The organism is Telluria sp. ZT3P26 (assembly GCF_059686035.1).
This window is the reverse complement of the sequence record NZ_JCASII010000007.1, coordinates 90,731-116,613: the sequence shown is the minus strand read 5'-3', so window position 1 is coordinate 116,613 and position 25,883 is coordinate 90,731. Positions and strand designations below refer to the sequence as shown.

Genomic DNA, 25,883 nt, shown 5'->3' with positions numbered 1-25,883 from the left:
GGCAGCGCCGCAAACCCGGCCATTCTACGGCAGGGCCGCCAGCGCGGGTGCGCGCGCTGCCAGCGGCTCAGTTGGGCTTGAATTGCACGCGCGTCGGGCATTGCACCAGACCAGCGAAGCCGCCACCACCGGCCTTGTCGAACAGCGCCGCGCCGCCGCCCTGGGCGCCGAACGGGCTTGGCCTGATGTCGCCGCCGGTGCGGCACCAGGTGCGGCCGCCCAGGCGGAAGCGGTAGACGACGACGCCGTCCGGCCCCGTGTAACTGTCCGATGTCAGCGTGCGCGAGGTATCCACGCGTGCGTCGCCGACCGCCTGCGCAAAGCGCTCCCACTTGTTGTCGCCCGGCTCGAGCGGCGCGAGTTTTCCCTTGCGCAGGTCGTGGTCGATGGCGCCTGCCGTGCGTTTGCCGCGGCTGGCCAGGCTGTCGTCGCCTGTGGCAGTGCTGTCCTGTGCTGCCCCGGACGGGGTGGGGAAGGGATCCGCAGCAGGTTCGCTGATGGCCGCAGTCGCTGGCGTGACCGGTTGTGGCACCGCTGGCACTACGGCAGGAACGGCAGGAACGGCAGGAACGGCGCGCGCAGCGCTTGCCTGCTTTGCGCGCGGTCGTGCTGACGCTGCGGCAGCGGGTGCAGTGGAAGGACGGGAAGGCGCCGGCGCCAGCACCGCCACCACGATGAATTCACGGAGCGCCGGCACATCCGCCGGCAGCACCCGCACGCCCGTCGCCTGCAACCACCACCAGCCCAGCAGCAGGTGCAGGCCAAGGGTGAGCGCAAGCGGCCAGCCGGGCCTGCGGCGCGGCGTCAGGATCCCGGCAGCCAGCATGTGGCGATCAGCCTTTCGGTGCGCTCAGCTTTGCCTTGATTGCCACGCAGCGCTGATCGTCCTGCAGCGTGTCGAGCAGCGTGCGGCGCGTGAACGCCGACAGGTCCGTCATCGTTGCCGCTGCGCGGCTCAGGCGCGCCACGCTTTGCGGCGTGCAGGTCGCCGGGATCATCGTGCCGGCATACGCGCGCATGAAGACCGGGCCGCCCGTCTTGTCCACCTGCGGTAGGCGTGCCAGGCGCGCATCGGCGTCGCGCTCATTGAGCGCGCCCTGTTCGGCCGGGAAGATGCTGCCCATTGCGGTGCGGATGCGCGAGAACGGCAGCGCCGTCTTCTGGTCTTCGATCTGCTTGACCCAGTCCGCCTTGACAGCGGCGTCAGGGCGGACGACCGTCGCTGCCACGGCCGCGATCTGCCCGGCGTCCGACTTGTCACGGCTGGACTCCTGCGCGATCAGGTCGAACGCGCCCGGATAGTTGTAGCGGTTCAGGCGTGCGATGATCGACCAGCGCTGTGGCTGGCCCACCGGCACGCCGGCCGCATCGACCTTGCCATCAAGGATGCCTGCCAGGCGCGCCAGCGCGTCCGGGCTGCTGGCAACGCCGATGTACTGATTGAACCAGCGGCGCTGGAAGTCGGCGTTGCCCTTGTTGGCCAGCACGCCGTCCCATGCCATCTTTTCCAGTGCCAGCGTGGTCTGGCGCGTGTAGGCGTTATCCAGGTTCATCGCATTGAGGTAGGCCTTCGACTCGCTGACCTTGCCCAGTACATCGCCCAGCAGCGTGTAATCCTTCTCGAGCGGCGCATTGTTCAGCGCCACGGTGATGAAGTCGTTCAGTGGCAGCTCGGCATCGCGCACGCCGTCCCACAGGCTTTGCCACAGCATCGCGCGCAGCAGCGGATCGTCGACCTTGGCCAGGTTCGTGCGCGCGGTGGCGAACGAGCGCCCGTCCAGCTTGACCTTGGCATAGCCCCAGTCCTGGTAGTTCGGGTAGACCAGGTCAGGGCAGGCGGTGCCGTTCATCTCCGGCACCGCGGTTTTGGCGCCCGTGTAGGTCACGGGGACGTTCTTCACGAGCGTCAGCTTGCCGCCGTCGATCTTGAAGGCGCCCACCTGCACGCGCTGTTCGCGCAGCGTCGGCAGCTCTTTCGATGGCGCGGTCTGCGCCAGCGTGAAGTTGCGGATCTTGCCGCCGCTGCAGCTGTAGTTGGCGGCGATGGTGTTTACGCCGGCGTTGTACAGCCACTGTTTGGTCCAGCCGGACAGGTCGCGGCCTGCTGCTTCACCGAGGCTGCCGATGAAATCGTCGAGCGTCGCGTTCTTCCACGAGTACTTGACCAGGTAGTTGTGCACGCCCTTGCGGAACACGTCTTCGCCCAGCAGGTGGCGCAGCTGCTTGAGCGTCGAGCCGCCTTTGGAATAGGTGATCGCATCGATGTTGTCGAAGGCATTGCTCGACGACGGCACCGGCACTTCGATCGGGTGCGTGCTCGCGGTCTGGTCCTGGATGTAGGCGCGCTGCTTGCCGCTCTGGTAGAACTTCTGCCACGAATCCTTGAACTCGGTCGATTCGACCGTCGCCAGCACGCCCATGAACGACGCGAAGCTTTCGTTCAGCCACAGGCCGTTCCACCACTTCATGGTCACCAGGTTGCCGAACCACTGGTGCGCCATCTCGTGCATGATCACTTCGGTCAGCGACTGTTTCTGCTCGGCCGTCATATTGGCCACGCCGTAGCGCGCTTCGGCAAACGTGATCGCGCCCGCGTTTTCCATTGCGCCGTACAGGAAGTCCGGCACGATCAGCTGGTCGTACTTTTCGAACGGATACGGGATGCCGAAGTATTCCTCGAAGAAGCCAATGCCGGCCTTGGTCTGGCGGAACCAGTCCGCCGGGACCACCAGTTTGGCCAGCGACTGGCGCGCGAACAGGCGCATCGGGTACTTGCCGCTGTTGTCTTCCCAGACCTCGTACGGGCCGGCGTGCAGCGAGAAGTTGTACGGGCTGAGGCGTTTCGTGGTCTTGAAGGTCCAGTGGCGGTTGGCGCCGCGCTCGTCGATCTTCGTTTCGCGCGTGGTCGTGACGACGTGCCAGTCGCGCGGTGCGGTGACCGACACCGTGTAGCTGGCCTTCAGGTCGGGCTGGTCGAACACGGCGAACATCTGCTGGGCGGCGACCGGCTCGAAGTGCGAATAGGTGTAGACGCGGCCGTCGGCCGGATCGACCATGCGGTGCAGGCCTTCGCCATTGGTGCTGTGCAGGCGCTCGTAATCGATGACGACCGTGTTGCGGCCCTTGGCGAGGCTGGCCGCGTCGAGCGTGACGAACCATTTGTTGTAGCGCGTGGCGACCGATTTGCCGTTGACGCTGACCGATTTGACGGTGGCGTCCTTCAGGTCGAGCGTGACGGGCGCGTCGGCATCCTTCAGGTCGAACGTGACGGTCGTGGTGCCGGCGAAGGTTTCCTTGCCGGTCAGCGTGAAGTCCAGCACATAGTCCACGTTCGATACGCGTGCGGAGCGGGCAAAGGCGTCGACCTGCGACAGGAACGGCGTCTCGGCGCGCACGCCCTGGGCTGCCGGCGCAGCGTGGACGGCGCCGCCCAAGGCGATGGCGGAAGCGATGGCAAGCGCCATGGCGCGGTGTGCTGGAACGTTCACTGAAAATCCTCTCTCGGTAGGCGCATCGACGCGTGCGCGCAGTAATAATCTAACAATCTGACAATCGCGCAAGAATATCACTAACGTTCGTGGCTGGACACCCACCGTGACGAACCTTTTTCTTGCATGCGTATGGCATACATATGCTTCATTCGGCCGTCAATACGAAAAAAAACAGGACCCGCAGGTCCTGTTCGAAGAAGCGCCGCCCCTCGCCGGCAAGAGCGGGCGAGGGCGCGGAGAAAGGGATGCTTACACCGTGGCCGGCAGCGCCGGATAATCGGTGTAGCCGGTCGCGCCCGGATGGTAGAACGTGTCCGGGTTCGGCTTGTTGAGCGGTGCGTTCAGTTGCAGGCGTTCCACCAGGTCCGGATTGGCGATGTACAGCTGGCCCCACGAGACGGCATCGGCCGTGCCGCTGGCGATCAGTTCCTCGGCCTTTTCCTTGCTCAGCTGCTGGTTCGCGATCCAGACGCCGCCGAATTCCTTCTTGATCATCGGGCCCAGTTCGTCCGGGCTTTGGCCTTCGCGGGTGAAGATGAACGCGATCTTGCGGCGGCCCAGTTCACGCGCGACGTAGCCGAAGGTCTCGGCCGGCGTCGAGTCGCCCATGTCGTGCGAGTCGCGTGCCGGCGCCAGGTGCATGCCGACACGGTCGGCGCCCCAGACGTCGATGCAGGCATCGGTCACTTCCAGCAGCAGGCGTGCACGGTTCTCGATCGAACCGCCGTATGCGTCAGTGCGCTGGTTGGTCGAGTCTTGCAGGAACTGGTCGAGCAGGTAGCCGTTCGCGCCGTGGATTTCCACGCCGTCGAAGCCGGCCAGCTTGGCATTCTCGGCGCCCTTGCGGTAGGCCGACACGATGCCCGGGAGTTCTTCGATGTCCAGCGCGCGCGGGGTGACGTATTCACGCTTCGGACGGAGCAAGCTCACATGGCCGTCCGGCTTGATCGCCGATGGGGCCACCGGCAGCTGGCCGTCCAGGAACGACGGGTCGGAGATACGGCCCACGTGCCACAGTTGCAGGAAGATGCGGCCGCCGGCGGCGTGCACGGCATCGGTCACGAGCTTCCAGCCTTCGACCTGCTCGTCGGACCAGATGCCCGGCGTGTCGGCGTAACCCACGCCCATCGGCGTGACCGAGGTGGCTTCGGACAGGATCAGGCCCGCCGAAGCGCGCTGCACATAGTATTCGGCCATCAGGGCATTGGGGACACGGCCGGCATCGGCGCGCGAGCGGGTCAGCGGCGCCATGACGATGCGGTTTGGCCATTCGAGGGCGCCGACCTTGATCGGATCAAACATGGTAGTCATCTTGTTTTCCTAGATTGCGTTGTTCAATTGGGCGAGGAAGGCCGCAATGGCTTCCTCGTTGCGATGATAAAAAACCCACTGGCCAACGCGGCGCGTGCCCACCAGGCCCGCGCGCTGCAGCGTGGCCAGGTGCGCCGACACGGTCGATTGCGACAGGCCGGTGCGCTGGTCGATCAGCTTGCAGCACACACCCATCTCGAGCGGGTGTTCCTGCTCGCTGAAGTGCAACTGCGGATCTTTCAGCCAGTGCAGGATCTGGCGCCGCACCGGGTTGGCCAGGGCCTTGTGGATCGCGTCGATGTCCATCGGTTGGTTCCTTATATCGGGATCTTTCGATCCGAATATCGTCATCTTACGATATTCAAAAAAAGTCTGCTGGCGACGGTCCGATTTTGCAACGGAGGGCCGATGGTATACTCGCCGCCTTTTGACGCGACAACGTGCGAGGAACCCCATGAGCTGGATCTATCTTGTCATCGCCGGCCTGCTCGAAGTGGCCTGGGCCGTCGGCCTGAAATACACGGTGGGCTTCACGCGCCTGTGGCCATCGGTGTTCACGGTGACGACGATGGCGGCCAGCGTCGGCATGCTGGGCCTGGCGCTGCGTCAGCTCCCGCTGGGCACCGCCTACGCCATCTGGACCGGCATCGGCACCGTCGGCACGGCGATCTTCGGCATGCTGATGCTGGGCGAACCGACCGGCGCGCTGCGCCTTTTGGCGATCGCGCTGATCATCAGCGGCATCGTGATGCTCAAGCTGCTGTCGCCGGCTTGACGACTAGCTCTGTTCACGCCCGAACCGCGGGTTCGGGCGGGTGAGGTAATACCACTCGGTATTGGCGGCGGCGCTGGCTGCCGGGAACAGGATGCGGCCGCCAAACTCGGCGGTCACGGGCGTGCCGTCGGCGCGGGTGCCGATCAGTTCACCTTCTTCCACCGGATCGAAGCTTTTCCACGGACGCGAGAACGCGTCATCCGCGTGCAGCTTGTCGTGCACGACCACCATCGACAGCGCTTCCATGGCGTCAAAATCAACGGGCACCGGGTCGGGCGCGGCAATCAAGCCCAGGTGCGCCAGCGTATTCATGATCGCGCGGTACGCGACATCGGGCGCGGCCGGATCGTCGTGCTGGCCCGCTTCGAGCGTCAGCGCGTAGCCACCCGTGCTGCGCATGTACTCGGTCGTGCCCACGCCATAGCGCAACACCGTTTCCAGTTCGTCGGCACTACGACTGCGCCGCTGCACGCCGTCGCCATAGGTCGCCAGCCAGCCATCGACGAAACGACGTACGCCCAGGCGGCGCGCCCAGGCACGCTCGTTTTCGGCGTGGCGGAACGGCTGCAGCGTGCCGTCATTGTCGAGCGGGCCGACCATCACGAACGGCTCGCCCGTGGCGGCAAACGAGTGGATATCGAGCAGCACGTCGTGCTGGCCGAGCAGGGGGCACAGCCAGTTCGCGATCTGGTCTTCGAAATCCTGTGGATTGGCTTTCGGGAACAGGTCGCGGTTCAGGTTGCGGTCGCCATTGCGCGTGACCTGCTGGTACGCCAGCGGATTGACGATCGGGACGAACGTCAGGCTGCCGGCGGCGATGTGCAGCGCGCCGCTGTCGATCTCGTCCATCACGCGCCGGATGGCTTTGGTGCCGCACACCTCGTTGCCGTGGGTCGCGCCCATGATGATGACGCGCGGGCCTGGCTGCAGGCCGGTGTAGTTGATGGATTTGAACTGGAACTGGCGGGCAGAGGTCATTGTCGGGGCGAATAAGCGAGTAAGCGAGAAGCCGGTATTTTATCGGGAAATACTGCCTGGACGGGAAGTCGCTGCAGACGCCTTCCACTGCATCATCGAAAAAGATGACTTGTGGCTACAGCGTAATTACAATGCTCTTTTTTCAATTTCCTGGTAGATACTGGCATGGCCGATGATTACGCGAACGATACGACAACGACAGGCAGTCTGCCGGACGGCGGGACGGTATGGGGAACGCTTGAACATCGCGATGACGCCGACTGGTTTCGCCTGGACCTGAAACAAGACCATGGTTACCTGTTCACGCTGCAAGCGGAAAACGGCAATCAACCGATCCTCACCGTATGGAATGCGCAGACAAAAATGATTGCGTACACCACGCAGCCCGATACCTTGTTCACCGATGAGCTGGTCAACCCGTTTGTCCCTTTTGAAGCCGGGCAGTACTACCTGGAGATCAAGGGCGGGCAGCCTGGCGCTTACCGGGTCGGCATGCGCCAGGCGCCGGACGATGCCAGCAACGAGCCGGCGCTGGCGCGAACGCTGACCAGCGCGGCCCCGGTGGCGGCGGTCTTCAATTACGCGTTCGATCATGACCAGTTCAGGATTACTGCAGTGGCCGGCTTGACCTATACAGTCTCGGTCAGTGCCGACGGCGGCAACCTGGGCAACGCATCATTTCTCCGCCTGACGGTCGACGGCAATTCGAGCTCGACCGTGAAGGATGCGGTTACCACCAGCCATAGTTTTACCGCCACGCGCAGCGGTGAGTATCTGGTTGCCGCCGAGATGGCTTCGTGGTATCCACCGGCAGCTGGCGGACTGCCTTACCATATCAGCTTGAGCGCGGCCGATCGCACCGGCCCGACAGTCGTCGCGGGAACCGGGACCGTCGATGGGGCTATCGTGGTGACCTTCGACGAGCCGGTACAAATTACCGGCAATGGCAGCATCGAGATTCGCGGTGGCGTGTCGACACTCTCCTGGGCGTTGAACGATCCCCGCGTCCACGTGTCCGGCAATACCCTGACGCTCGATCCTGTGCTCACCGGTGCGCTTCTGCCCGGCGAATATCATCTGGGATTCAGGAATGCCACGTTACGTGACACCCATGGGAATGCCGGCTACGTCAACTTCTTTGAAGTCATCGACATCGAGGGAACGGCGGGTGGTGGCGTGGCGACCCAAGGACGATACTGGATGCCGCCGTCGGGTGGTTCGGCCAGCACGGCAGACGCTGTCGTGTATGACGGCGTGCGCTCGGACTACACGATCGTGCACGGCGCCGCCGGCTTTCAGATCAAGTTGGGCGCGCGCGACCTGTTCGACCTGAAAGGCTTCGAGAAAGTGATGTTCACGCAGAGCAATGAGGTTGTCGCGCTGTCCCTCGACGGCGATCTCGGCCAGGCATTCCGGCTGTATACGGCAGCATTCGACCGCGCGCCCGATCAGAAAGGACTGGGGTTCTGGCTCCATGCAGCAGAGCACGGCATGAGCCTGCCGGAGATGGCCCGCGGATTTATTTCGAGCAGCGAATTTGCCGGCCTGTATGGTGCGCGCCCCGACGACAGCGCCTTTGTTGCGGCGCTGTATCAGAACGTGCTGCACCGCGCCGGCGATGCCAGCGGTGTCCTGTATTGGAAGGACGCGCTGGCCAAGGGCGCAGATCGGGCCGACATCCTGGCTGCATTCAGCGAAAGCGCCGAAAACCAGCAGCAGGCGATCGAACTGATCGGAAATGGCATCGTCTATACCCCTTACGGCTGACTTGATGGGGCGCTGAAGGCGCCCCTTGCCAGGCTTAGCGCGCCTCGATGACCCCGAAGCCTGCCGGCGCATCACCCAGATACGCCAGCACCGCATGCGCCTGGATGTTCTCGTCGAATTGCGCATTGGCCGCGATCGTGGCGCGCAAGCCCGGCACGATGTCGGGTGTGTGCGGCTGACGGTACGCCTTGATCAGCAATGCCACCAGATCGGCTGGCGCATCGGCGCGGCGCAGGCGCGCGTCGATGATGGCCAGCAGCGCGCGCTGCATGCGTGGGGTCGGATTGCGGATCGCGCCAAACACCCAGGGCGTGTTGGCAATCGCCGCGCAGATGATGGTTTCCATCCGCTCGGCCTTGAGGTCGGACGGGATATCGAAGTAGGCCTTGTTCCAGCGCGTATGCGGGTGGGCATGACCGCGCGGGAACCGGTCGGCGTTTTCCAGGCCCATGGCATAGCTGGCGCGGGCGAGCAGGTCGCCCAGGGTGTCTAGCAGTGCCATGGCAGGCTGTGTTGCGCTTGTGTCATCCCGAGAGTGTAGCGCATGCCTGCCCACGCGTTCAATGAACGATGACGATGCGCTTACGCGAAACGCCCGGCGCGAAAATCCTCGACCGCCTGATGCAGCTCGGCCTGGGTATTCATCACGAACGGCCCGTACTGCGCGATCGGCTCGTTCAGCGGGCGCCCGGCCAGCACCAGCAGGCGCGTCGGGGCGCTCGCCTTGATCCGCACGCCATCGGCGCCGGCGGCATTGTCGAGGATCGCCATGCGCGTTTGCGGCACGCCTTTTCCGTCGATCACGGCTTCACCACGGAACACATAGACGAACGCATTGTGCCCGGCCGGAATCGGCTGCTCGAACGTCACGCCGGCCGGGATCTCGAGGTCGAGATACAGCGGCTCGGTGTGCGCCCGCTGCACTGCACCGTCGACGCCATGCGTGTGGCCGGCGATCACCTGCACGGTCACGCCGTCGGCGGTCGTCACGCGCGGTACTTCTTCCAGCGGGATGTCGCGGTACCACGGCGCCGTCATCTTGTCGCTCGCGGGCAGGTTGAGCCACAGCTGGAAGCCTTCCATCAGGCCGGCGTTCTGCTCCGGCATCTCGGAGTGGATCACGCCGCGGCCTGCCGTCATCCACTGCACGCCGCCATCCGTGACCAGGCCTTCGTTGCCGGCACTGTCGCGGTGGCGCATGCGCCCGGCCAGCATGTAGGTAATGGTCTCGAAGCCCCGGTGCGGGTGCTCGGGAAAGCCGGCAATGTAGTCGCCCGGCTTGTCGCTGCCGAACGCATCGAGCATCAGGAACGGGTCAAGGCGGCGCTGCAGGGGACCAGTCAGGATGCGGTTGATGCGAACGCCCGCGCCGTCCATCACGAACTGGCCGTTGATGAGGCGCTCGACGCCACGGCTTTTTGCGAGGGGCGCCGTGGTGACTGGCTGCGTGACGGTAGCGGTCAATCTGTTCTCCTGGTGGTTGGGCCGCCTGATGGCGGCCGGGGTACTGCGGGTGTTAAGCCAGCGCCGCTTCGACGGCGGCATTGGCCGCTGCCTGGCCCGCAGCCACGGCGTCCGGCCCCATTGCCATGCCCGACGAGTAGATGTAGGTCTGGTCGACCAGGCCCAAAAAGCCCAGCAGCGCGCGCATCTGCGGCACTTGCGGATCCTGCGCCTCTTCGTAGACACCGCCACGCGCTGCGGCCACGTAGACCTTCTTGTTCTTCAGCAGGCCTTCCGGACCAGTCTCGGTATAACGGAACGTCACGCCAGCGCGGGCGATGGCGTCGAACCAGCTTTTCAGCTGCGCCGGCATGGCGAAGTTGTACATCGGTGCACCCAGCACGATCACGTCGGCCGCCTGCGCTTCGAGGATCAGCGCATCGTCCTGTTCCACGCGCGCCACTTGCGCGGCGCTGCGCTGGTCGCCCGGCGTGAACAGCGCGCCCAGCGCCGCGCCGTCGAGCAGCGCGACCGGGGCCGCGCCCAGGTCGCGGCGTACGATCGTGGCGCCCGGGTTGGCGGCGACCAGCTTGTCGACGATCTGTTGGGTGACGCGGGTCGATTCGGAAGCGTCGCCGCGGATGCTCGAGGTGATGTGCAGGATGTTCATGGTGGTGTTCCCTTCGGGGTTGGAGTTGCGATGGGTCTACTTTAGTCTTTCCAAAAACAATGCGAAAGCCCGTAAAATGGATAACATTATTCTGCTGATGGGACAATCATGGACGTCGAACCGAATGACCTGCTGCTGTTTGCCCGCATCGTCGAGGCGGGGAGCTTCACGCGCGCTGCCGACCGCGTCAATTTGCCGAAGTCGACGGTCTCGCGCCGCCTCGCGCTGCTCGAGACGACCCTGGGCGAGCGCCTGCTGCAGCGCACGACGCGCAAGCTGGTGGTGACGGAGTTCGGCGCCAGCCTGTATGAGCACGCGCGGCGCCTGGCGGACGAAGTGGAGGCGGCCGGCGCGCTGGCCCAGCACCGGCAGGGCGAGCCAAGTGGCAAGCTGCGCATCTCGGCGCCGGGCGACTTCGCCAACAGCACCCTGAATCACGTGATCGCGCGCTTTCTCGAGCGCTATCCGGCCGTCACGCTCGAGATGGACCTGACGCCGCGCCGGGTCGACCTGGTGGCCGAGAACTTCGACATCGCCATCCGCATGGGCGACTTGCCGGACGATGCCACGCTCAGTGCGCGCCCGTTCATTCTCGAGCAACCGGGCCTGTTTGCATCACCCGCCTACCTGGCCCGGCACGGGATTCCCGAGCATCCGGACGACCTGGCCACGCACGACGTGCTGTGCATCCTGAGCCGCAGCGGTGGGCCGATGCCATGGACGCTGATTCGCGGGAAGGTGCGCTGGCAGCGCGCGCTGCCAAGCCGATTAACTGCCAATTCACCGGACCTGCTGGCGCGCATCGCCGCGCGCGGCGCCGGGATCGCGCTCAGCTCGACATTGTTTGCCGAACCGTATATGCAGACGGGTGAACTGGTGCGGGTGCTGCCGGAGTGGGAAATGCCGACCGCGAATGGCTGGGCCGTCTTCCCGAGCCGCAAGCTGATGCCGGCCAAGACGCGCGCATTTCTGGCGATGATGGAAGACACCTGTACGGCCCATGGTCATGGGCCGGAGCAGATCGCAGCGGCCTTCAGGGCGAAGGCCGCATTGGAGGAGGGTGCGCCGGACGTTGCCTGAGAACGATCAGCGCAGGGGCCGGTTGCCCATCACATCACCCAGGCGTACCTTGCCCTCGGGTGCCCAGGCCGGATTGAAGCGGATCGCGCCTTTCTGGAACAGCATCACGACGGTGGAGCCGAGCAGGAAGCGGCCCATCTCGTCGCCTTTTTTCAGCGTGACCTGGCCCGGCTCGTACTGCCAGTCGCAGATGCGCGCCATGCGCGGCGGATTGACGACGCCATGCCAGACGGTGGCCATGCTGCCGACGATCGTCGCGCCGACGAGCGTCATCACGAACGGCCCGAATTCGTCGCTGTCGAACACGCACACGACGCGCTCGTTGCGCGCGAACAGCCCCGGCACGCCGCGCGCCGTCGTCGGGTTCACCGAGAACAGCTTGCCCGGCACGTAGATCATGCGCGTCAGGCGGCCGTCGCACGGCATGTGGATGCGGTGGTAATCCTTCGGGCTCAGGTAGACGTTGGCGAAGTGGCCGTGCTGGAAGTGCGCCGCCAGCGTCTGGTCGCCGCCGACCAGTTCGGCCGTGGTGAACTTGTGGCCCTTGGCCTGGAAGATCTGGTGGTCATCGATGTCGCCGAACTGGCTGATCGCGCCGTCAACCGGGCATACGTAATCGGCCTGCGCCAGTGGACGCACGCCATCGCGCAGGGCGCGGGTGAAGAACTCGTTGAAGCTCGGGTAGCTGGCGATGTCCGGATTGGCCGCTTCGCTCATGTCGACGCCATATTTGCCCACGAACCAACGGATCAGGCCAGTCGTCATCGACCCGCCACGATGGCCGGCGACGCGCCCGGCGAGGTTGGTCATTGCCTGCTTCGGCATCACATATTGGGGCAGGACTTTGAGTCGGGACACGGTCGATCGCCTTTCGCGGAAAAGTGCGCATTATAGCTGGGCATGTCAAAAGGAAATTCTGTTGCCGCTTTTAACACTGTTGAGGCGAGTGTACCGCAGGTAGCCGTGGGATGGCGGACAGCGCAGGTGTGCGCTGTGATGTAATCTGAATATGCTATTTAATAGCAACGTCAAGTTCTTATGTGATGATTTAAATAGTTCTCTATTTACGTTTACATTTTGCTACATAGTGGCATATTCTGGCTGGGCCTGTTCAATAACCTGGAGAAGCCGCCGTGAGGAAACTGCCAACGCACTACACCGTATCGCTGTTGATTGTTGCAAATGTCCCGTTGCTGGCGGCTGCCCAGGCCGGGCCTGGCATGCCGCAAGTGGACATCCGGGGCAGCGCCGCTGGCTACGATCCACGCCGTGACGACACGGCCACCCGCATCGTCATCAAGCGCGACGAACTCACACGCTACGGTGACCGCTCCATTCTGGATGCGCTGCGGCGCGTGCCTGGTGTAACGATCGACGGCAGCAGTGGTCAGGGCGGCACGATCCAGCTGCGTGGCCTGGGTGCCGGCTATACGCAGGTACTGATCAACGGCGAACGGGCACCTGGCAACTTCAGCTTCGATACGCTGTCGCCCGAGGTGGTCGAGCGCATCGAGGTGCTGCGCGCCGCGACAGCAGACCTGTCGACGCAGGCGGTGGCCGGGACGGTCAACATCGTCCTGCGCCACGTGGCCAAGACGCGGGAGCGCGAACTCAAGCTGGGCATGCTCGGTTCGGATGTGTTCAGGGGGCCGAACGCGTCCCTGCAACTGAGCGACCGGCGCGAGGGCTTCGCCTGGTCGCTGGCTGGCGACGGCGTGAGCGAACGGTTCGATCGCGTCAATGGGATGGTGCTGGAAAACACGGGAACCGACGGCGCCCTCGACCTGCTGCGCACGACGGCGACCGATGAACGTGGCCGCATGCGACGCCTGAACCTGACGCCGCGCCTGGAGTGGACACTGGCTGGCGGCGACAAGATCACGTCCGAAACGTTCGTGAACGTGACCCGGTTTCGCAACCGTGGCCATGCCCTTGTCACCACGCTGATCGGCGGCCCGCCACCTGCGCCCGACCTGGTCACGCACTACCGCGCCGATGACGAAACAGCGCGCACCGACCTGCGCTGGAGCAGGGGCTTTCCGTCCGGCGCCAGCATCGAAGCCAAGCTTGGCCTGACGGGTGAGCGCAGCGAGAATGTGGGATTGCGCGATGGGCGCGACGCTGCCGGCAATCCCGAGACCGATGGCCGCATCGACGGTGCGCGGCGTGACCGCGGCATCAATTCGACCGGCAAGGCGATGCGCAAACTCGGCAGCGGTCACGCGCTTGCCACTGGCTGGGACGGCAGCGTCATGTGGAGCGACGAGACGCGCATCGAACAGGATCGCGTGCGCACGTTTCCGTCAGGGCTGGCGCTGGACGAAACGTTCGAGGCGCGCGTGACCCGGTTGGCCATGTACGCCCAGGACGAGTGGGACATCACGCCGCACTGGTCGATGTACCTGGGGCTGCGCTGGGAGGGGATCCGCACGCGCGCGTCCGGCAATTCGTTTGCCTCGACCCGCACGGGCTCCGGGGTCTGGAGCCCGGTCATGCAGACCTTGTGGAAGATCCCGGACCGCAAGGGCGACCAGGTGCGCTTCGCACTGACCCGCACCTACAAGGAGCCGGAGATATGGAACCTGCTGCCGCGGCGCCAGGCGTTCGAAAACAACAGCGCCACCGAGGCCGACTTTCAGGGCAATCCGAACCTCAAGCCCGAACTGGCGTGGGGCGTCGACGCCGCTTACGAGCATTACTGGGCCGAGAACGCGATGGTGTCGATCGCCACCTCGCTGCGCCGGATCGACGACTACACGAGCAACCGCATCTATTTTGACGGCTACCGCTGGATCTTCACACCGGTGAACGACGGCCGCGCCGAGACCCGCTCAGTGGAACTGGAAACGAAGTTTCCGCTCAAGTCCCTGTTTGCGGACGCGCCGGAGATCGACGTGCGGGCGGGCGTGGCGCGCCACTGGTCGCGCGTCGAATCGGTACCGGGCCCCGATAACCGTCTCGAACGGCAAACGCCACTGTCGGCCAACCTGGGGATCGATTACCGCCGGGGCGCGCTGACGCTGGGCAGCAGCGTGGCGCACAAGCGCAATGGTTTCGTGAGGGTGACGGCCAATCGCGGCTATTACACGGCACCGCGCACCGACCTGGATGCATACGCCGCCTGGCGCATCGACGCCAAGCGTTTGCTGCGGCTGTCGCTGGCCAATCTGCTGCGCGAAAACCAAGGCTTCGAACCGTCGTACGCCGACCCGGTGACGGGCCTGGAAAAGCGCCGCTTCTACTACGCCGGCCCGCTGCGCGCCACGCTCACGTATCAGCTGGCATTTTGACGCTGCAATCCTTGAAGCACACCCAAAAAAGCCGGGGTCAGGTCTGACATTCGGACACGAGCTCAGCATTATTTTTGGAAAAGACAATAATTTCCGAACTGGTATCTCAACGCACGTTGAAATTGCAAAATCATCATTCAATCAGACGCTTAAAGCCGAGGTCGTGTCCAAATGTCAGACCTGACCCCGGCTTTTGGCTTGGTTCGGGTCCATATTGTGGTGGCGGAAGTAGCGCCAGGCGACGATCAGTGCCAGCAGTTGCATGAATGCGCACAGGTAGAAGCTGCTGCCGACGCGCCAGTCTGATTGTGGCAAGTGGCTGACGGCGCTGAGGATGCCGGTGCCGAGCAGCGGGGTGATGATGACGGCAAGGCTGCCGATCGCCTGCAGGGAGCCCATCAGCTCGCCCTGCTGCTCGGGTGGCGAGGATTTCGAGACGAGGCCTTGCAGCGCCGGGCCGGCGGCGTAGGCGAGCACGTTGCACATGATGAAGACGTACATCATCCAGCCTTCGGTGGCCAGGCCGTAGGCGGCATACGCCAAGGCACCCGAGCCCAGGCCCAGCAGGGCCAGGCGCGGTTCGCCGAAGCGCCGGATCAGGATGCCCAGCAGCCCGGCCTGCACGATGACGGATGTCAGGCCCACGCAGAAGAGGGCGATGCCGTTGTCGCGCGGCGTCCAGTCGAAGCGGAAGGTGGTGTACAGCACCCAGGTCGATTGCAGCATCATCTGGGCGAAGGTGGCCAGGAACACGGCAACGACGAGGCCGCGGATGTCCTGGCGCCGCACGAGGCGCATCAGCGCGGTGAACGGGTTCAGGCGCGCCCATGCGAAAGGCGGGCGCGCGCCGGGCGCCAGCGACTCGGGTACGAAGAAGTAGCCGTAGACAAGGTTCGCGCCGGACAGCGCGGCCGCGACGTAGAACGGCAGGTGCAGGTTGGTTTCGCCGAGTACGCCGCCGAGCATCGGGCCGCAGATGAAGCCCAGGCCGAAGGCGGCGCCGATCTTGCCGAAGCTCTTGGCGCGGTTCTCGCGGGTTGAGATGTCGGATGCATAGGCTGACGCCACCGACATGCTGGCCGACGACATGCCGCCGATGACGCGTCCGAGGAACAGCCAGGCCAGGCTGGGCGCCCAGGCGGTGACAAGGAAGTTCAGGCACATGCCACCCATCGAATACAGCAGCACCGGGCGCCGGCCAACGCGGTCGCTCAGCGCGCCCAGCGCCGGCATGAACAGGAATTGCAGCAGGCCGAATACGGTGGCCAGCACGCCGTACCAGAGCGCGCGCATGTCGGCGCCCTCGACGAACTGCCCGACCAGCAACGGCAGCACGGGCACGATCAGGCCGATGCCGAGCATGTCGATGAACACGCAGACCAGCACGAAATTGAGGTTGCCGCTTGACGCTTGCGGGGTGGTGGTCGTACTGGTCATGGACACCTCGGCGGTTGGCGGTCGCTTATCTTAGCATTGCGGCAACGCCTGCATGCCGTTGAACAACGCTAGACGCCACTCCACTCGGCCGCGAATTGCGCCCGGAACGTCATCAGCTGTTCGAGGCGTTCGCGGCCCACGGCGCGCGCGGCCTCCGTCTGCATCATGTCCGGCAGCTTGTCGAGCTTGACGACGATGTGGTCGAGCGCGTAGCGGCGATCGTCGTGCGCGCGGTCGTCGCCCAGCGGATCGGTCGGATGCGCCAGGCCGCTTTCCATGCGCCCCGCGATATAGAACATGCGCGCCAGTCCCACCAGGCCCAGGCCGTCGAGACGGTCGGCGTCCTGCACGATCTTTGCCTCGATCGTGGTGGCGGGAATCGCCGCCGAAAAGCTGTGCGCCTCGATGGCATGCGCAACCGCGTCGAGTTTTTCGGGCGGGAAACCCAGCGGCGCCAGCAAATCGCGCGCCAGTTCGGCCGAACGGCGCGACGCCTGGTTGCGCGCAGGGTCGTTTTTCGGCAGATTCACCAGGTCGTGCAGGTAGCTGGCTGCCAGCACCACGAGGCGGTCGGCTTCCGGATGGTGCGCAAGCAGCGCCTGCGCGTTGCGCCAGACGCGCTCGAGGTGGGCGCCATCGTGGGCGCCGTCGGTGCCGGCATCCTGCGCCGCCAGCGCGACGAGCTGCGTGCGCCAGGCGGCGAAATCGGTGGGAGTAGTCTCTAGCATTCGGTTGTTTCCGTTAAGGGTAGCGCCGTGGCGCGCTGCGACAGCGCATCGGCCTCGAGATTTTTGTGACGCGGGATCCAGCGCAGCTGCGCCTGCGGCAGATGGGCGAGCAGGGCACAGGCGCGGCTGCGGTAGTCACGCAGGCTCGGCGCACTTGCGCTGGCAGGACCATTCACGTCGTCGATCACGACCTGGCTGTCCCCGACCACCAGTACATCGTGCGCGCCGTGCGCGACGGCGGCGTCCAGTACGGCGATCAGGGCCAGGTATTCCGCTTCGCTGCTGTTGCCGTAGCCGGCGTCGTGCGAGATGGTGATGCGCACGCCGCCGGGGCCCTCGAGCACGGCGCCGATGCCGCAGCGACCGGGATTCGGGCGCGCCGAGCCGTCGAACCAGGCGCGCCACGCCGTTTTGCCGGCGCCAGTGCCGCGCGTGCGCGCTGCACTGGCCAGCGCAGCGCGCCGCTCTAGCTGCTGCGCCGCATGCAGGCGCAGCGCGGCGCGCTCGGCCAGCAGGTGCGCGAGGCCGGCGACGCCGGCGCTGTGCGTGAGCGTGCGGGTCAATGCCTCGAATTCGCTCAGGCCATCGCGTGCCATCAGGCGCGCGCTGGCCGCCAGTTCGGTCTTGAATGCGGCAGCGCGCAGAAGGCTCAGGTCGTTCATGGCGAGAGCATAACCGATCTTGATTCGTTGACAGAAGTTAAGACTTTTGAAACACTGGATTGGTGCTGTCCAACCTGAGGAGAAGCGATGCGTCCGTCCCGCCATGCAGTCCGATTGTCCCTGTTCGCCGTGCTGGTCGGCGCCGTGTCGATGCCGTTGCAGGTCAGCGCGCAGGTCGTCGTGAAGGCGCCGCTGAAACAGAACAAGCAGGTCAAGCGCTACACGATCGAGCAGTTCATGGCGACGACGTCCGTGACCGGCGCGTCGTTCAGCAAGGACGAGCGGCAGATCCTGTTCAGCAGTAACGCGTCCGGCATCTTCAATGCGTACACGCTGCCCGTGGGTGGCGGCACGCCGCGCGCGCTGACCACGTCCACCGGTGATTCGACCTACGCGGTGGGCTACTTCTACAACGATGACCGTATCCTGTTTACACGCGACACGGGTGGCGACGAGCAGAATCACCTGTACGTGCTCGAACCCGGCGGCAAAGAACGCGACCTGACGCCCGGCAAACTGAAGGCCTCGTTCGCCGGCTGGAAGCCTGACGGCAGCGGCTTCTACGTCGCCACCAACGAGCGCGATCCAAAATTCTTCGACATCTATCTGTATGACGCGGGCAGCTACGCCCGCACGATGGTGTACCAGAACGACAGCGGCATGAATGTCTCGGACATCAGCCGCGACGGCAACTGGCTCGCGTTCGACAAGTCCAGTACCACGTCCGACAGCGACGTCTACGTGTACCACCTGCCGACGCGCACGATGAAGCACATCACGCCGCACACCGCGCCGGCCAGCCACTCGGCCGCCACGTTCGATCCGCAATCGAAACGCCTGCTGTTCACGACCAATGCCGGCGGCGAGTTCACGCGCATCGCCGCATACGATCTGGCCAGCGGCGCGACGAGCGATGTCGAGAAAGCCGACTGGGACCTGCTCGACACCAGCTACTCGCGCAATGGCGCCAACCGGGTCAGCATCGTCAACCGCGACGGCAGCATCGACGTGCGCGTGTTCGACGCCGCCGGCAAGCCAGTCGCGTTACCGAAACTGCCGGGCGGCGAGATGCGCCAGGTGACGTTCTCGCCCAGCGGCCGACTGATGGCGTTCTATCTGAACGGCGACCGCTCGCCGAACAACCTGTACGTGCACGACTTTGTCAGCAAGAAGACCACCCAGCTCACGCGCAGCCTGAACCCGGCCATTGATCCGAACGACCTGGTGGAAGCGGAGGTCGTGCGCTTCAAATCGTTCGACGGCACGGTGATCCCGTCGATCTACTACAAGCCGAAGGGCGCGGCGCCGAATGCCAAAGTGCCGGCGGTCGTGTATGTGCATGGCGGGCCGGGCGGACAGACGATGCGCGGCTACAGCGCGCAGATCCAGTATCTGGTCAATCACGGGTACGCGGTCCTGGGCATCAACAACCGGGGCAGCTCGGGCTACGGCAAGACGTTCTTCCGCGCGGACGATCGCAAACACGGCATGGAGCCGCTGTGGGATTGCATCGAAGCGAAAACGTGGCTGGCCAGCCAGTCGTACATCGATCCCGAGCGCATCGGCATCATGGGCGGCAGCTACGGCGGCTACATGACGCTGGCGGCGCTGGCGTTCCGGCCCGAGGCATTCAAGGTCGGCATCGACATTTTTGGCGTGAGCAACTGGGTGCGCACGCTCGAGAGCATTCCGCCGTATTGGGAAGCGCAGCGCAAGGCGCTGTATGACGAGATCGGCGACCCGGTCAAGGACAAGGCATTTCTGATCGAGACATCGCCGCTGTTCCACGCGCACCGCATCATCAAGCCGCTGATGGTGATCCAGGGCGCGAACGATCCGCGCGTGATCCGGCCCGAGAGCGACGAGATCGTGGAAGCGGTCCGCAAGAACAAGGTCGACGTCGAGTACGTGGTGTTCGACGACGAGGGCCATGGTTTCTCGAAGAAGAAAAACCAGACCGAAGCGAGTGCGAAGATCCTGGCGTTTCTGGACAAGCACCTGAAACGCCAGGAGACTAATTAACGTCGATAAGGATTGTCTGGCCGGTTGTCATGCCGGTTGCGCACACCGTCGCCATCGCGGTCCCGGTCATGGCGGTTGCGGATGCCGTCGTTGTCGCGATCGCGGTCGCGGTAGTTCGGCACGCCATCGCGGTCGAAGTCTGGTCCGCGCCCGCGGCCGTTGCCGTGATGCCGATCGCGATCACGGTCGCGGTGGTCCCGGTAGCCGCGGTCGCGGTCATAGCCGTCAGGCCCGCGCACGTATACAGGCTGCGGGCCGTAATGGTGGCCCGGGCCGCGGTTCCAGCGCGACGGTTCCATCACCCAGCGGTTGCCGCGATGGTGCCAGCTCGGCGGCGCATACACATAACCGGGCCGCGCCACGACGTAGTGGCCGGGCACCCAGTCATGGCGATGGCCGCGCCATTCCCAGTAGCCGGGCGCCCAGACGTGGCCGCGACGCGGACCGGGGATGCGCTCGTAGATGGGGGCGGGCGGGGCGCTGCTGATCACGACCGAGACATGTGGCTGGGCCTGTGCAGACAGCGGGATGGTGGCAGCCGCGCCAATGGCGATCAGGGCTGCAAGAATAAGCGGGGATTTCATGGTCGTCTCCAGATCCGTAAGCGGATAAGCGGAATATAGCAATCCGGGATCGGTGACGCGAAGCCTGAAGCAAGTTATTACATCTGACACAGATTGGTGGCGTTTGCCGTCCACCTGGCCGCCGCGCGCCGCCCGTTGGCTGCGCCGCGACGACCGACCGCGCTCACAGCCGGCTCGCTGCAGTGACGGTATCCAGTGCCAGCAGCTGCGATTTCTCGGCGCTGCTCAGGCGCTTGGCGGTGACGGTCACGGTGGCGACCTTGGCGCCGCTGGCGATGGCCGCGCTGCTTGCATTAAAAGTGTTGGCGTTGGCGTCCGATACCTTGACCAGATAGCCGGCAGGAACAGCGATCAGGGCGGCGGCGATGAAGACGGCTTCCATGTGTTTGAGGACGTTCATTTTGCTTCTCCTTGGTGGGTGAGTGGTGTGTCGATGTGTGTACTGTAGGCGCGTCCCCGCAAGGCTTCCAGCGGTGTGCGACGAGCCGCAGAAAATGAGGGGTGAGCTGCATCAGGGCGGCCCTGAACATGGGCGCGCGTCCCCGCTTCGCTCAGCGGTTTCACCGTCCCTCCGCTAGCCCTGCGCAAGGGCGCATGGGCGCCACGCTAGCCACTGGACTCGTGCATGACCGGCCCCTTTGCCACCCTGACCCGCAACATCGCTGCGTCGCGCACGGCGCGGCGGCGCGCCCGCAATCTGCGCCGCGGCTGGACCATCTCGCTCGGTCCGGCCTGGGCCTGGGCCGCACTGGCCCTGGTGATCGGCGGCGCGGTCGCGCTGGCGCTGCACGCGCGTGCCTTGCCGAACGAGGCGCAGGACGTCCCTGGCGCGCAGGCGCTGGCGGCACTGCAGCCGCTGGCGCCGGGACTGGAGCTCGTCGTGCCGGTCGACAGCGGCGTCTCGCTGACGCAGCGCGGTGCGCTGGCGCTCGTCATTGCGAGCGGCATGCAGGCCGGTCCGGCGGTACGCGTCGACCTGTGCACGCAGATGCTCGACCCGGCAAACGGACGGCTGCTGCCGCTGCGTGTCGGCTATCCGTTCAGCGAAGCGGCGGCGCTGGCGCGCAGCAGCAACGGGCCACCGCGCAGCGTGCTGCTGGCGCGCGACGGCTCCAGCATGCCGCGCATCGACATCACGGGCATTGCCACGACCGGACTGGCGATCGCCTGGAATGCAGGCTTTGGGACTGCCAGCTGGATCGGCGATGCAACGGGCGGGGTCGCGACGCATGCGCGCCAGGGCCAGGCTGCGCTGGGCGGTGCAGGCTGGCTGCTGTGGCGCGGCGAAGCGCTGCGGTTCACGCGCCAGCCAAGCGGCGCCTGCCCGCAAGCCGGTGAACTGGTGCTGCAACATTTTCAGCCTGGTGAACAGAAGGCGGCGGCAGCGCTGGTGCAGGCCTTCCCGGCGGTTGGCGCGCCCGTCACGCTGCGCTTGCGCCCCGGCGTCTGGACCGTGCCGCTGGTCCCGGGCGCCGGCCTGGAAGACCAGGCGCTGTTCGAGGCGCTGCGGGCACGCGGTCTGCTGCGCCTTGGCCGCGATGGCCTGATTGAGCTGGCACCGCGCGATTTGCTGGCCTGGCTCCAGGCTGACGAATCCGTACGCGCGCCGCTGCCCGGCTGGCAGCATTTTCAACTCGATGCCGGCGACCGGCGCCTGCTCGAACGTCTGCATCACCGGGCCGACGGCGCCTTCGTGCGCGAACAGGTGCGCGTCTTCAACAGCGAACGGCGGCTGGTCGCGTGGCGCGTGCGGCCCGGTGCAACGGCGATCTGGCAAGCCGCGGTGGCAGGCAGCCCGGCCGTGCGCGAGGCAGGCCTGCCGCTGGCGGCGATGCGCCTGTTCGCGCAGCTGCCGCAAGGCTGGGCGCCGTGGAACCGTGTCGGCGGCTGGGAAGGCGGGCGGCGTGACAGCCTCGTGATCCTCAATACACGAGCAGAAGGCAAGTCGCTGGAACTGCTGGTCGCCGGCCGCGTGCGCAGCGTGCTGGGCGCGAGCGTTGCGGCCCGTGGCACCTGCGACGGGCGCGCCTGTCCCGATCCGGGCGCCGTGCAGCACCTGCTGCTGTCGCCGCTGCCGGGCGCGACCTCGGTCAAGGTCGAGATCGAGCCGCTCGACCTGGCCAGACTGTCCGGCGGCGCCGACGCCGCCTACCGCCATCTGAAGGTCGAGCGGGGCGCGCTCGCGTGGCAGGTGCTGCCGGCTGGCAGCCGCAGCGTGCGGCCCGCTGGTGCCGCGGTTGGCCTGGTCGACCGCAACGGCGAAGCCTTGTGGCAGGATGGCGCGCCGTCAACGACGGCCACGCTGGCTGGCCTGGCGCCGCTGCTGGGCGTGCACCGCCAGCACGACGGCAGCGTGGCCGGCATGCTGGCGCGCCTGGGCGGGACCGACCATGCGGCAAGCCTGACGCTCGACCTGGCGCTGCAAGCCCGGGCCCAGGTGCTGCTCGACTGCATTGGCCAGCAGGGCGGCCAGTGGGACGGGCGCGTCTGCCGTGGCGCCCAGCCCGCGCCCGCCGAGCGGCGCGCCGGCCTGGTGCTGCTCGATGCCGGTACGGGCGACATCCTGGCGGCGGCATCGAGTGGCGGCCACACTGCGGCGCCAGACAACTGGCCCGAGGTGCGCGACTTCGACCGCGCCGATCCGGCGCGCAGTCCGTTGCGGATCGCCGCATTCCAGCACGACGGCGGCGCCCACCGCGCGCCCGGCTCGACCTTCAAGGTGATCACCGCGCTCGGCCTCGAGCAGGCCGCGCAGCGCGACAAGGAGCTCGATGCGCTGCTGGGCGGCTTGCCCCTGGCGCAGGTGGACCGCATCGCGCGCGATGGCGGCTACGACTTCCGCACCGACGCGCCCAGCTACCCGGCGGACGGCACGCGCGCCCGCATCACCAATTTCCGCGACCAGATCACCGGCGCACGTGCCGCCGACGGCCGCCTGGGGCTGGCCGGCGCGATGGCGCACAGTGTCAATACGTGGTTTGCCTGGACCGGTGAACTGAGCGACCGCACGCTGCTCGGCCAGCCCGACGGCGGCATGCCCGGCGCCGCGGCGCTGGAACCGGGGGCGCTCGATGCGGCCCGTCCGGTGGCGGCGATGGCAACGCGCCTGGGCTTTGGTCAGCCGCTGCGGCTCGATGGCGGCTTGCTCCCGCCCGACTATCGGTGGAGTGAATGGGATGCGCTGTCGGCGTCCGCATCGCAGCTCGATCCGGTCCACAGCCGGCATGAACTGCGCCAGATGGCGATTGGCCTGCGCATGCAGACGACACCCTTGCAAATGGCGCTGGTGGCGGCAAGCGTCGGCGAAGGACGCAGCGTGACACCGCGGCTGCTGCTGGCGCTCGACGGCCGCGACGCGGTATCCAGCCAGGGCGCGCGTCTTGGCGTGCGGCTGGACCGGGTGCGCGCCGGCATGAAGGGCGTGATCGACTATGGTACAGCGGCCGGCGCGTTCCGCAGCCCGGCATTTGCTGCGCTGCGCCCCGGCCTGTATGGCAAGACGGGCACCGCACCGGCCGGCAAGGACGATCTGGCCACGGTCTGGTTCATGGGTTATCTGGAGCCGGGCAGCCTGCCGGGCCAGACCCGCCGGCTGGCATTTGCCGCCTTTGTCAGCCACTCGGCGCTGACGGGCGGTGGTCATGCGGCGCCGGTCGTGGCGGCGCTGCTCGCATCGATGGCCGGGCAGTCGTTGGAAAAGAGGCACAAATAGGGGTCTCCAGCGCGCCTGAATGCTGTGGTTGTATGGCATCATCTATTTCACTGTGCAACACGTGCGCAGCGAAATCGAGGACGAGGAAGGTATGCGTTTACCGGGCACCCGGTATCAGGAGCACGGCTGGGAGCAGGTCCGCAAGTTGCTGGGTCAGTGTTCCCTGCAGGCGCTCGCCCGCATCGACCCCGCCAGCCTGCTGGGCGCCGGTACGGACGGGTCGCTCGCCGCGTACGTCGAGGCGGTTGCGCCGGTCCTGCACGCGGGCGGCAGCCGGGCCCATGCCCCCGGCAACAGCTATGGCGAGACGACCGCCGAACTGGCCCTGAGCCTCGTCTACGAATTGCAGGCGCGGCCCGCCGACTGGGCCGCACTGTGCGCGGCCGTGGCCACCGAATCGGCGCGCATCGGCCCGTTCTGGACGCAACCTGGCGGCGAAGCGCTGCTGCGCAAGAAATTCAACGACCTGTACGCGGTGTTGCGCGACAAGGTCGACAGCGATCACTATCAGGTGGCGTGCGGCCGGCCCTGCAGCCCGAACCGCATGTACGCGTACCGGATGCTCGACACGGCCTACCACGACATCGCGCGCCTGTTCGAGGGTTGGCGCGAGCATGCGGCGCAGGTCGGCGCAATCCTGGGCCGCAGTGTCGAGGCGATGCCGATCGAAGTGCGGCAGCTGCGCTCGATCGGCGACTGCAAACCCGAATGGATCATGCGCTGGAGCGAGAGCCTGGAAGCGCACACCGGCGCACCCGGCCCATTGCACACGCGCTCGAAACGCTTCGCCAGCCTCAAATCGAATCCCGAGAAGATCGGCGCGATGCTGCGCGAAATCGGCGAGTACGACGCGCTGTCGGCCAACCGCGACAGCGACTGGTTGCAGGACGCCAGCGCAGCGGATGCCTGGCTCGACGATTACTGGCGCGTGCTGAACGAGTCCGAGCAGGGCAGCACGCCGGGCCCGGACCAGATCCTGGAAGCGCACCAGGAAGCGCTGGGCATCGACCTGGATGCAGAGCCTGAAATCGAAGCGCCAATGACTGCACCATTGAACTCCATCGCGCCCTGCGTTTCACTGCCCCCCAACTACCTTGTAGCGGCAGCGACGGTCGAAGACCGCGCCAGCTGGGCGGCGCGCCGGATGGCGCAGGACAGCTTGCCGGTACGCCTTGCGGTGTACCTCAAGCTGCTGGGGCCATTCGACGACTGTTACCCTTCCGAATGGTGCGATCCCGCCACGGGCGAATTGCCGACGATGGGCCAGCTGGCCCAGCTCGACGGCGTCTCGCTGCCGACCCTGCGCAAGCGGCGCGACGCCGCGATACTGCGCCTGAACGAGGTGGCTGGAACACAGGAGGAACAACGATGGGCATGACGAATCTGGATCGCAAACTGCAGTCCGGCGCGCTGCTGGCGCGCCGGGTGGAGGGCGATGGCCTGCTGCTGGCCGACGCCGTCCTGCTGCAGGCATTGGATGGCAGCCGGCCGCTGACGCACGGTGAACGCGCGGCGCTGCAGGCGTCGCCCCTGACGCTGCGCCGCATGCGCCATCTGGCCGATGTGCGCCGCACGCAGCACATGACCTGGACCGGCAGCGCGGGACTGCTCCGCGCCGCCGACAGCGGCGCCCCGCTGGACGTGCTGCGCACGGACGACCGGATGTGGCGCCTGCACTTCGTCGATCAGGGCGGCGTAGCCGGCGTGGTCGTCCAGCTCGATCCGGCCGCGCCGGGCGCGGCGCAGTTGCTGGCAGCGCGCGCGACGATCGCCGTGCGCGACGGCGCCGGCAGCGTGATTGTGCAGGGCAGCCTGGACGCGGACGGCGAGTGCGAAGGCCCGTGGCCATTTGCGGCTGCACCGGCAGTCCATTTTCAACGGCATGGCGCGCGCTTCGACGTGACGCCGGTGCCCCCATCAACATAGTGCATTA

22 protein-coding genes are annotated in these 25,883 nt (G+C 66.1%); 8 read left to right on the top strand and 14 right to left on the bottom strand.

The features are described from left to right. Window positions 1–67: 67 nt before the first annotated feature. The 4 genes from AC56LN_RS20705 to AC56LN_RS20690 form a co-directional block, all read right to left on the bottom strand. Window positions 68–826 carry a hypothetical protein gene (locus AC56LN_RS20705; RefSeq protein ID WP_499574495.1) on the bottom strand — a complete coding sequence of 253 codons (759 nt, stop codon included), beginning with the start codon at window positions 824–826 and terminating at the stop codon, window positions 68–70. Between the two features lie 7 nt (window positions 827–833). Then, window positions 834–3,488 carry an aminopeptidase N gene (gene pepN, locus AC56LN_RS20700; protein WP_499574494.1) on the bottom strand — a complete coding sequence of 885 codons (2,655 nt, stop codon included), beginning with the start codon at window positions 3,486–3,488 and terminating at the stop codon, window positions 834–836. A gap of 252 nt (window positions 3,489–3,740) precedes the next feature. Continuing rightward, complete coding sequence (locus AC56LN_RS20695; protein ID WP_499574493.1) at window positions 3,741–4,802, bottom strand: alkene reductase; 1,062 nt, start codon at window positions 4,800–4,802, stop codon at window positions 3,741–3,743. Between the two features lie 9 nt (window positions 4,803–4,811). Then, entirely contained in the window at window positions 4,812–5,108 is a 297-nt protein-coding gene (locus AC56LN_RS20690; protein ID WP_499574492.1) for an ArsR/SmtB family transcription factor, read from the bottom strand. Between the two features lie 148 nt (window positions 5,109–5,256). Between AC56LN_RS20690 and sugE the strand changes: the two genes are divergently transcribed. Beyond that, complete coding sequence (gene sugE / locus AC56LN_RS20685; RefSeq protein WP_499574491.1) at window positions 5,257–5,577, top strand: quaternary ammonium compound efflux SMR transporter SugE; 321 nt, start codon at window positions 5,257–5,259, stop codon at window positions 5,575–5,577. A 3-nt stretch (window positions 5,578–5,580) separates the two neighbouring features. Here sugE and AC56LN_RS20680 read toward each other — a convergent pair whose 3' ends face one another. After that, complete coding sequence (locus tag AC56LN_RS20680; RefSeq protein ID WP_499574490.1) at window positions 5,581–6,555, bottom strand: succinylglutamate desuccinylase/aspartoacylase family protein; 975 nt, start codon at window positions 6,553–6,555, stop codon at window positions 5,581–5,583. 165 nt (window positions 6,556–6,720) lie between these two features. Here AC56LN_RS20680 and AC56LN_RS20675 point away from each other — a divergent pair, with 165 nt between their 5' ends. Continuing rightward, the gene (locus AC56LN_RS20675; RefSeq protein ID WP_499574489.1) at window positions 6,721–8,322 is read left to right on the top strand and encodes a DUF4214 domain-containing protein; all 1,602 of its coding nucleotides are present in this window, start codon (window positions 6,721–6,723) and stop codon (window positions 8,320–8,322) included. A gap of 34 nt (window positions 8,323–8,356) precedes the next feature. Here AC56LN_RS20675 and AC56LN_RS20670 read toward each other — a convergent pair whose 3' ends face one another. From AC56LN_RS20670 to AC56LN_RS20660, 3 genes are all read right to left on the bottom strand, one after another. After that, a complete protein-coding gene (locus AC56LN_RS20670; RefSeq protein WP_499574488.1) occupies window positions 8,357–8,824 on the bottom strand; it encodes a hypothetical protein in 468 nt (155 codons plus the stop codon). An 80-nt stretch (window positions 8,825–8,904) separates the two neighbouring features. Further along, complete coding sequence (locus AC56LN_RS20665) at window positions 8,905–9,699, bottom strand: pirin family protein (RefSeq protein ID WP_499574611.1); 795 nt, start codon at window positions 9,697–9,699, stop codon at window positions 8,905–8,907. Between the two features lie 139 nt (window positions 9,700–9,838). Next, a complete protein-coding gene (locus AC56LN_RS20660) occupies window positions 9,839–10,435 on the bottom strand; it encodes an FMN-dependent NADH-azoreductase (RefSeq protein ID WP_482898460.1) in 597 nt (198 codons plus the stop codon). A 108-nt stretch (window positions 10,436–10,543) separates the two neighbouring features. Between AC56LN_RS20660 and AC56LN_RS20655 the strand changes: the two genes are divergently transcribed. Next, on the top strand, window positions 10,544–11,515 hold the full coding sequence (locus AC56LN_RS20655; RefSeq protein WP_499574487.1) for a LysR family transcriptional regulator: 972 nt from the start codon (window positions 10,544–10,546) through the stop codon (window positions 11,513–11,515). A 6-nt stretch (window positions 11,516–11,521) separates the two neighbouring features. Here AC56LN_RS20655 and asd read toward each other — a convergent pair whose 3' ends face one another. Then, the gene (asd, locus tag AC56LN_RS20650; RefSeq protein WP_499574486.1) at window positions 11,522–12,373 is read right to left on the bottom strand and encodes an archaetidylserine decarboxylase; all 852 of its coding nucleotides are present in this window, start codon (window positions 12,371–12,373) and stop codon (window positions 11,522–11,524) included. 275 nt (window positions 12,374–12,648) lie between these two features. Between asd and AC56LN_RS20645 the strand changes: the two genes are divergently transcribed. Continuing rightward, window positions 12,649–14,805 (top strand): TonB-dependent receptor plug domain-containing protein, encoded by a 2,157-nt coding sequence (locus AC56LN_RS20645; RefSeq protein WP_499574485.1) that lies wholly within the window; start codon window positions 12,649–12,651, stop codon window positions 14,803–14,805. Between the two features lie 174 nt (window positions 14,806–14,979). On the opposite strand, the gene AC56LN_RS20640 is transcribed toward AC56LN_RS20645, so the two are convergent. From AC56LN_RS20640 to AC56LN_RS20630, 3 genes are all read right to left on the bottom strand, one after another. After that, the gene (locus AC56LN_RS20640; RefSeq protein ID WP_499574484.1) at window positions 14,980–16,242 is read right to left on the bottom strand and encodes a TCR/Tet family MFS transporter; all 1,263 of its coding nucleotides are present in this window, start codon (window positions 16,240–16,242) and stop codon (window positions 14,980–14,982) included. Window positions 16,243–16,310: 68 nt separating this feature from the next. After that, window positions 16,311–16,970, bottom strand: coding sequence for an HD domain-containing protein (locus AC56LN_RS20635; RefSeq protein ID WP_499574483.1), 660 nt, complete (start codon window positions 16,968–16,970; stop codon window positions 16,311–16,313). Next, on the bottom strand, window positions 16,964–17,632 hold the full coding sequence (locus AC56LN_RS20630; protein WP_499574481.1) for a ribonuclease HI family protein: 669 nt from the start codon (window positions 17,630–17,632) through the stop codon (window positions 16,964–16,966). Before AC56LN_RS20630 ends, AC56LN_RS20635 begins: the two co-directional genes overlap by 7 nt. Window positions 17,633–17,719: 87 nt before the next feature. Here AC56LN_RS20630 and AC56LN_RS20625 point away from each other — a divergent pair, with 87 nt between their 5' ends. After that, complete coding sequence (locus tag AC56LN_RS20625) at window positions 17,720–19,654, top strand: S9 family peptidase (RefSeq protein ID WP_499574480.1); 1,935 nt, start codon at window positions 17,720–17,722, stop codon at window positions 19,652–19,654. Here AC56LN_RS20625 and AC56LN_RS20620 read toward each other — a convergent pair. Both AC56LN_RS20620 and AC56LN_RS20615 read right to left on the bottom strand, forming a co-directional pair. Further along, window positions 19,651–20,238 (bottom strand): YXWGXW repeat-containing protein, encoded by a 588-nt coding sequence (locus AC56LN_RS20620; RefSeq protein WP_499574479.1) that lies wholly within the window; start codon window positions 20,236–20,238, stop codon window positions 19,651–19,653. The genes AC56LN_RS20625 and AC56LN_RS20620 overlap by 4 nt on opposite strands. Before the next feature lie 163 nt (window positions 20,239–20,401). Next, the gene (locus tag AC56LN_RS20615; RefSeq protein WP_499574478.1) at window positions 20,402–20,638 is read right to left on the bottom strand and encodes a hypothetical protein; all 237 of its coding nucleotides are present in this window, start codon (window positions 20,636–20,638) and stop codon (window positions 20,402–20,404) included. 225 nt (window positions 20,639–20,863) lie between these two features. On the opposite strand from AC56LN_RS20615, the gene AC56LN_RS20610 reads away from it, so the two are divergent. The 3 genes from AC56LN_RS20610 (at window position 20,864) to AC56LN_RS20600 (ending at window position 25,876) form a co-directional block, all read left to right on the top strand. Further along, complete coding sequence (locus tag AC56LN_RS20610) at window positions 20,864–23,950, top strand: penicillin-binding transpeptidase domain-containing protein (protein ID WP_499574477.1); 3,087 nt, start codon at window positions 20,864–20,866, stop codon at window positions 23,948–23,950. Between the two features lie 91 nt (window positions 23,951–24,041). Further along, window positions 24,042–25,328: a hypothetical protein gene (locus tag AC56LN_RS20605; RefSeq protein WP_499574476.1), complete on the top strand. Its 1,287-nt coding sequence runs from the start codon at window positions 24,042–24,044 to the stop codon at window positions 25,326–25,328. Next, window positions 25,325–25,876 carry a hypothetical protein gene (locus AC56LN_RS20600; protein WP_499574475.1) on the top strand — a complete coding sequence of 184 codons (552 nt, stop codon included), beginning with the start codon at window positions 25,325–25,327 and terminating at the stop codon, window positions 25,874–25,876. The genes AC56LN_RS20605 and AC56LN_RS20600 overlap by 4 nt, the downstream gene beginning before the upstream one ends. The last annotated feature ends 7 nt before the right edge of the window (window positions 25,877–25,883 follow it).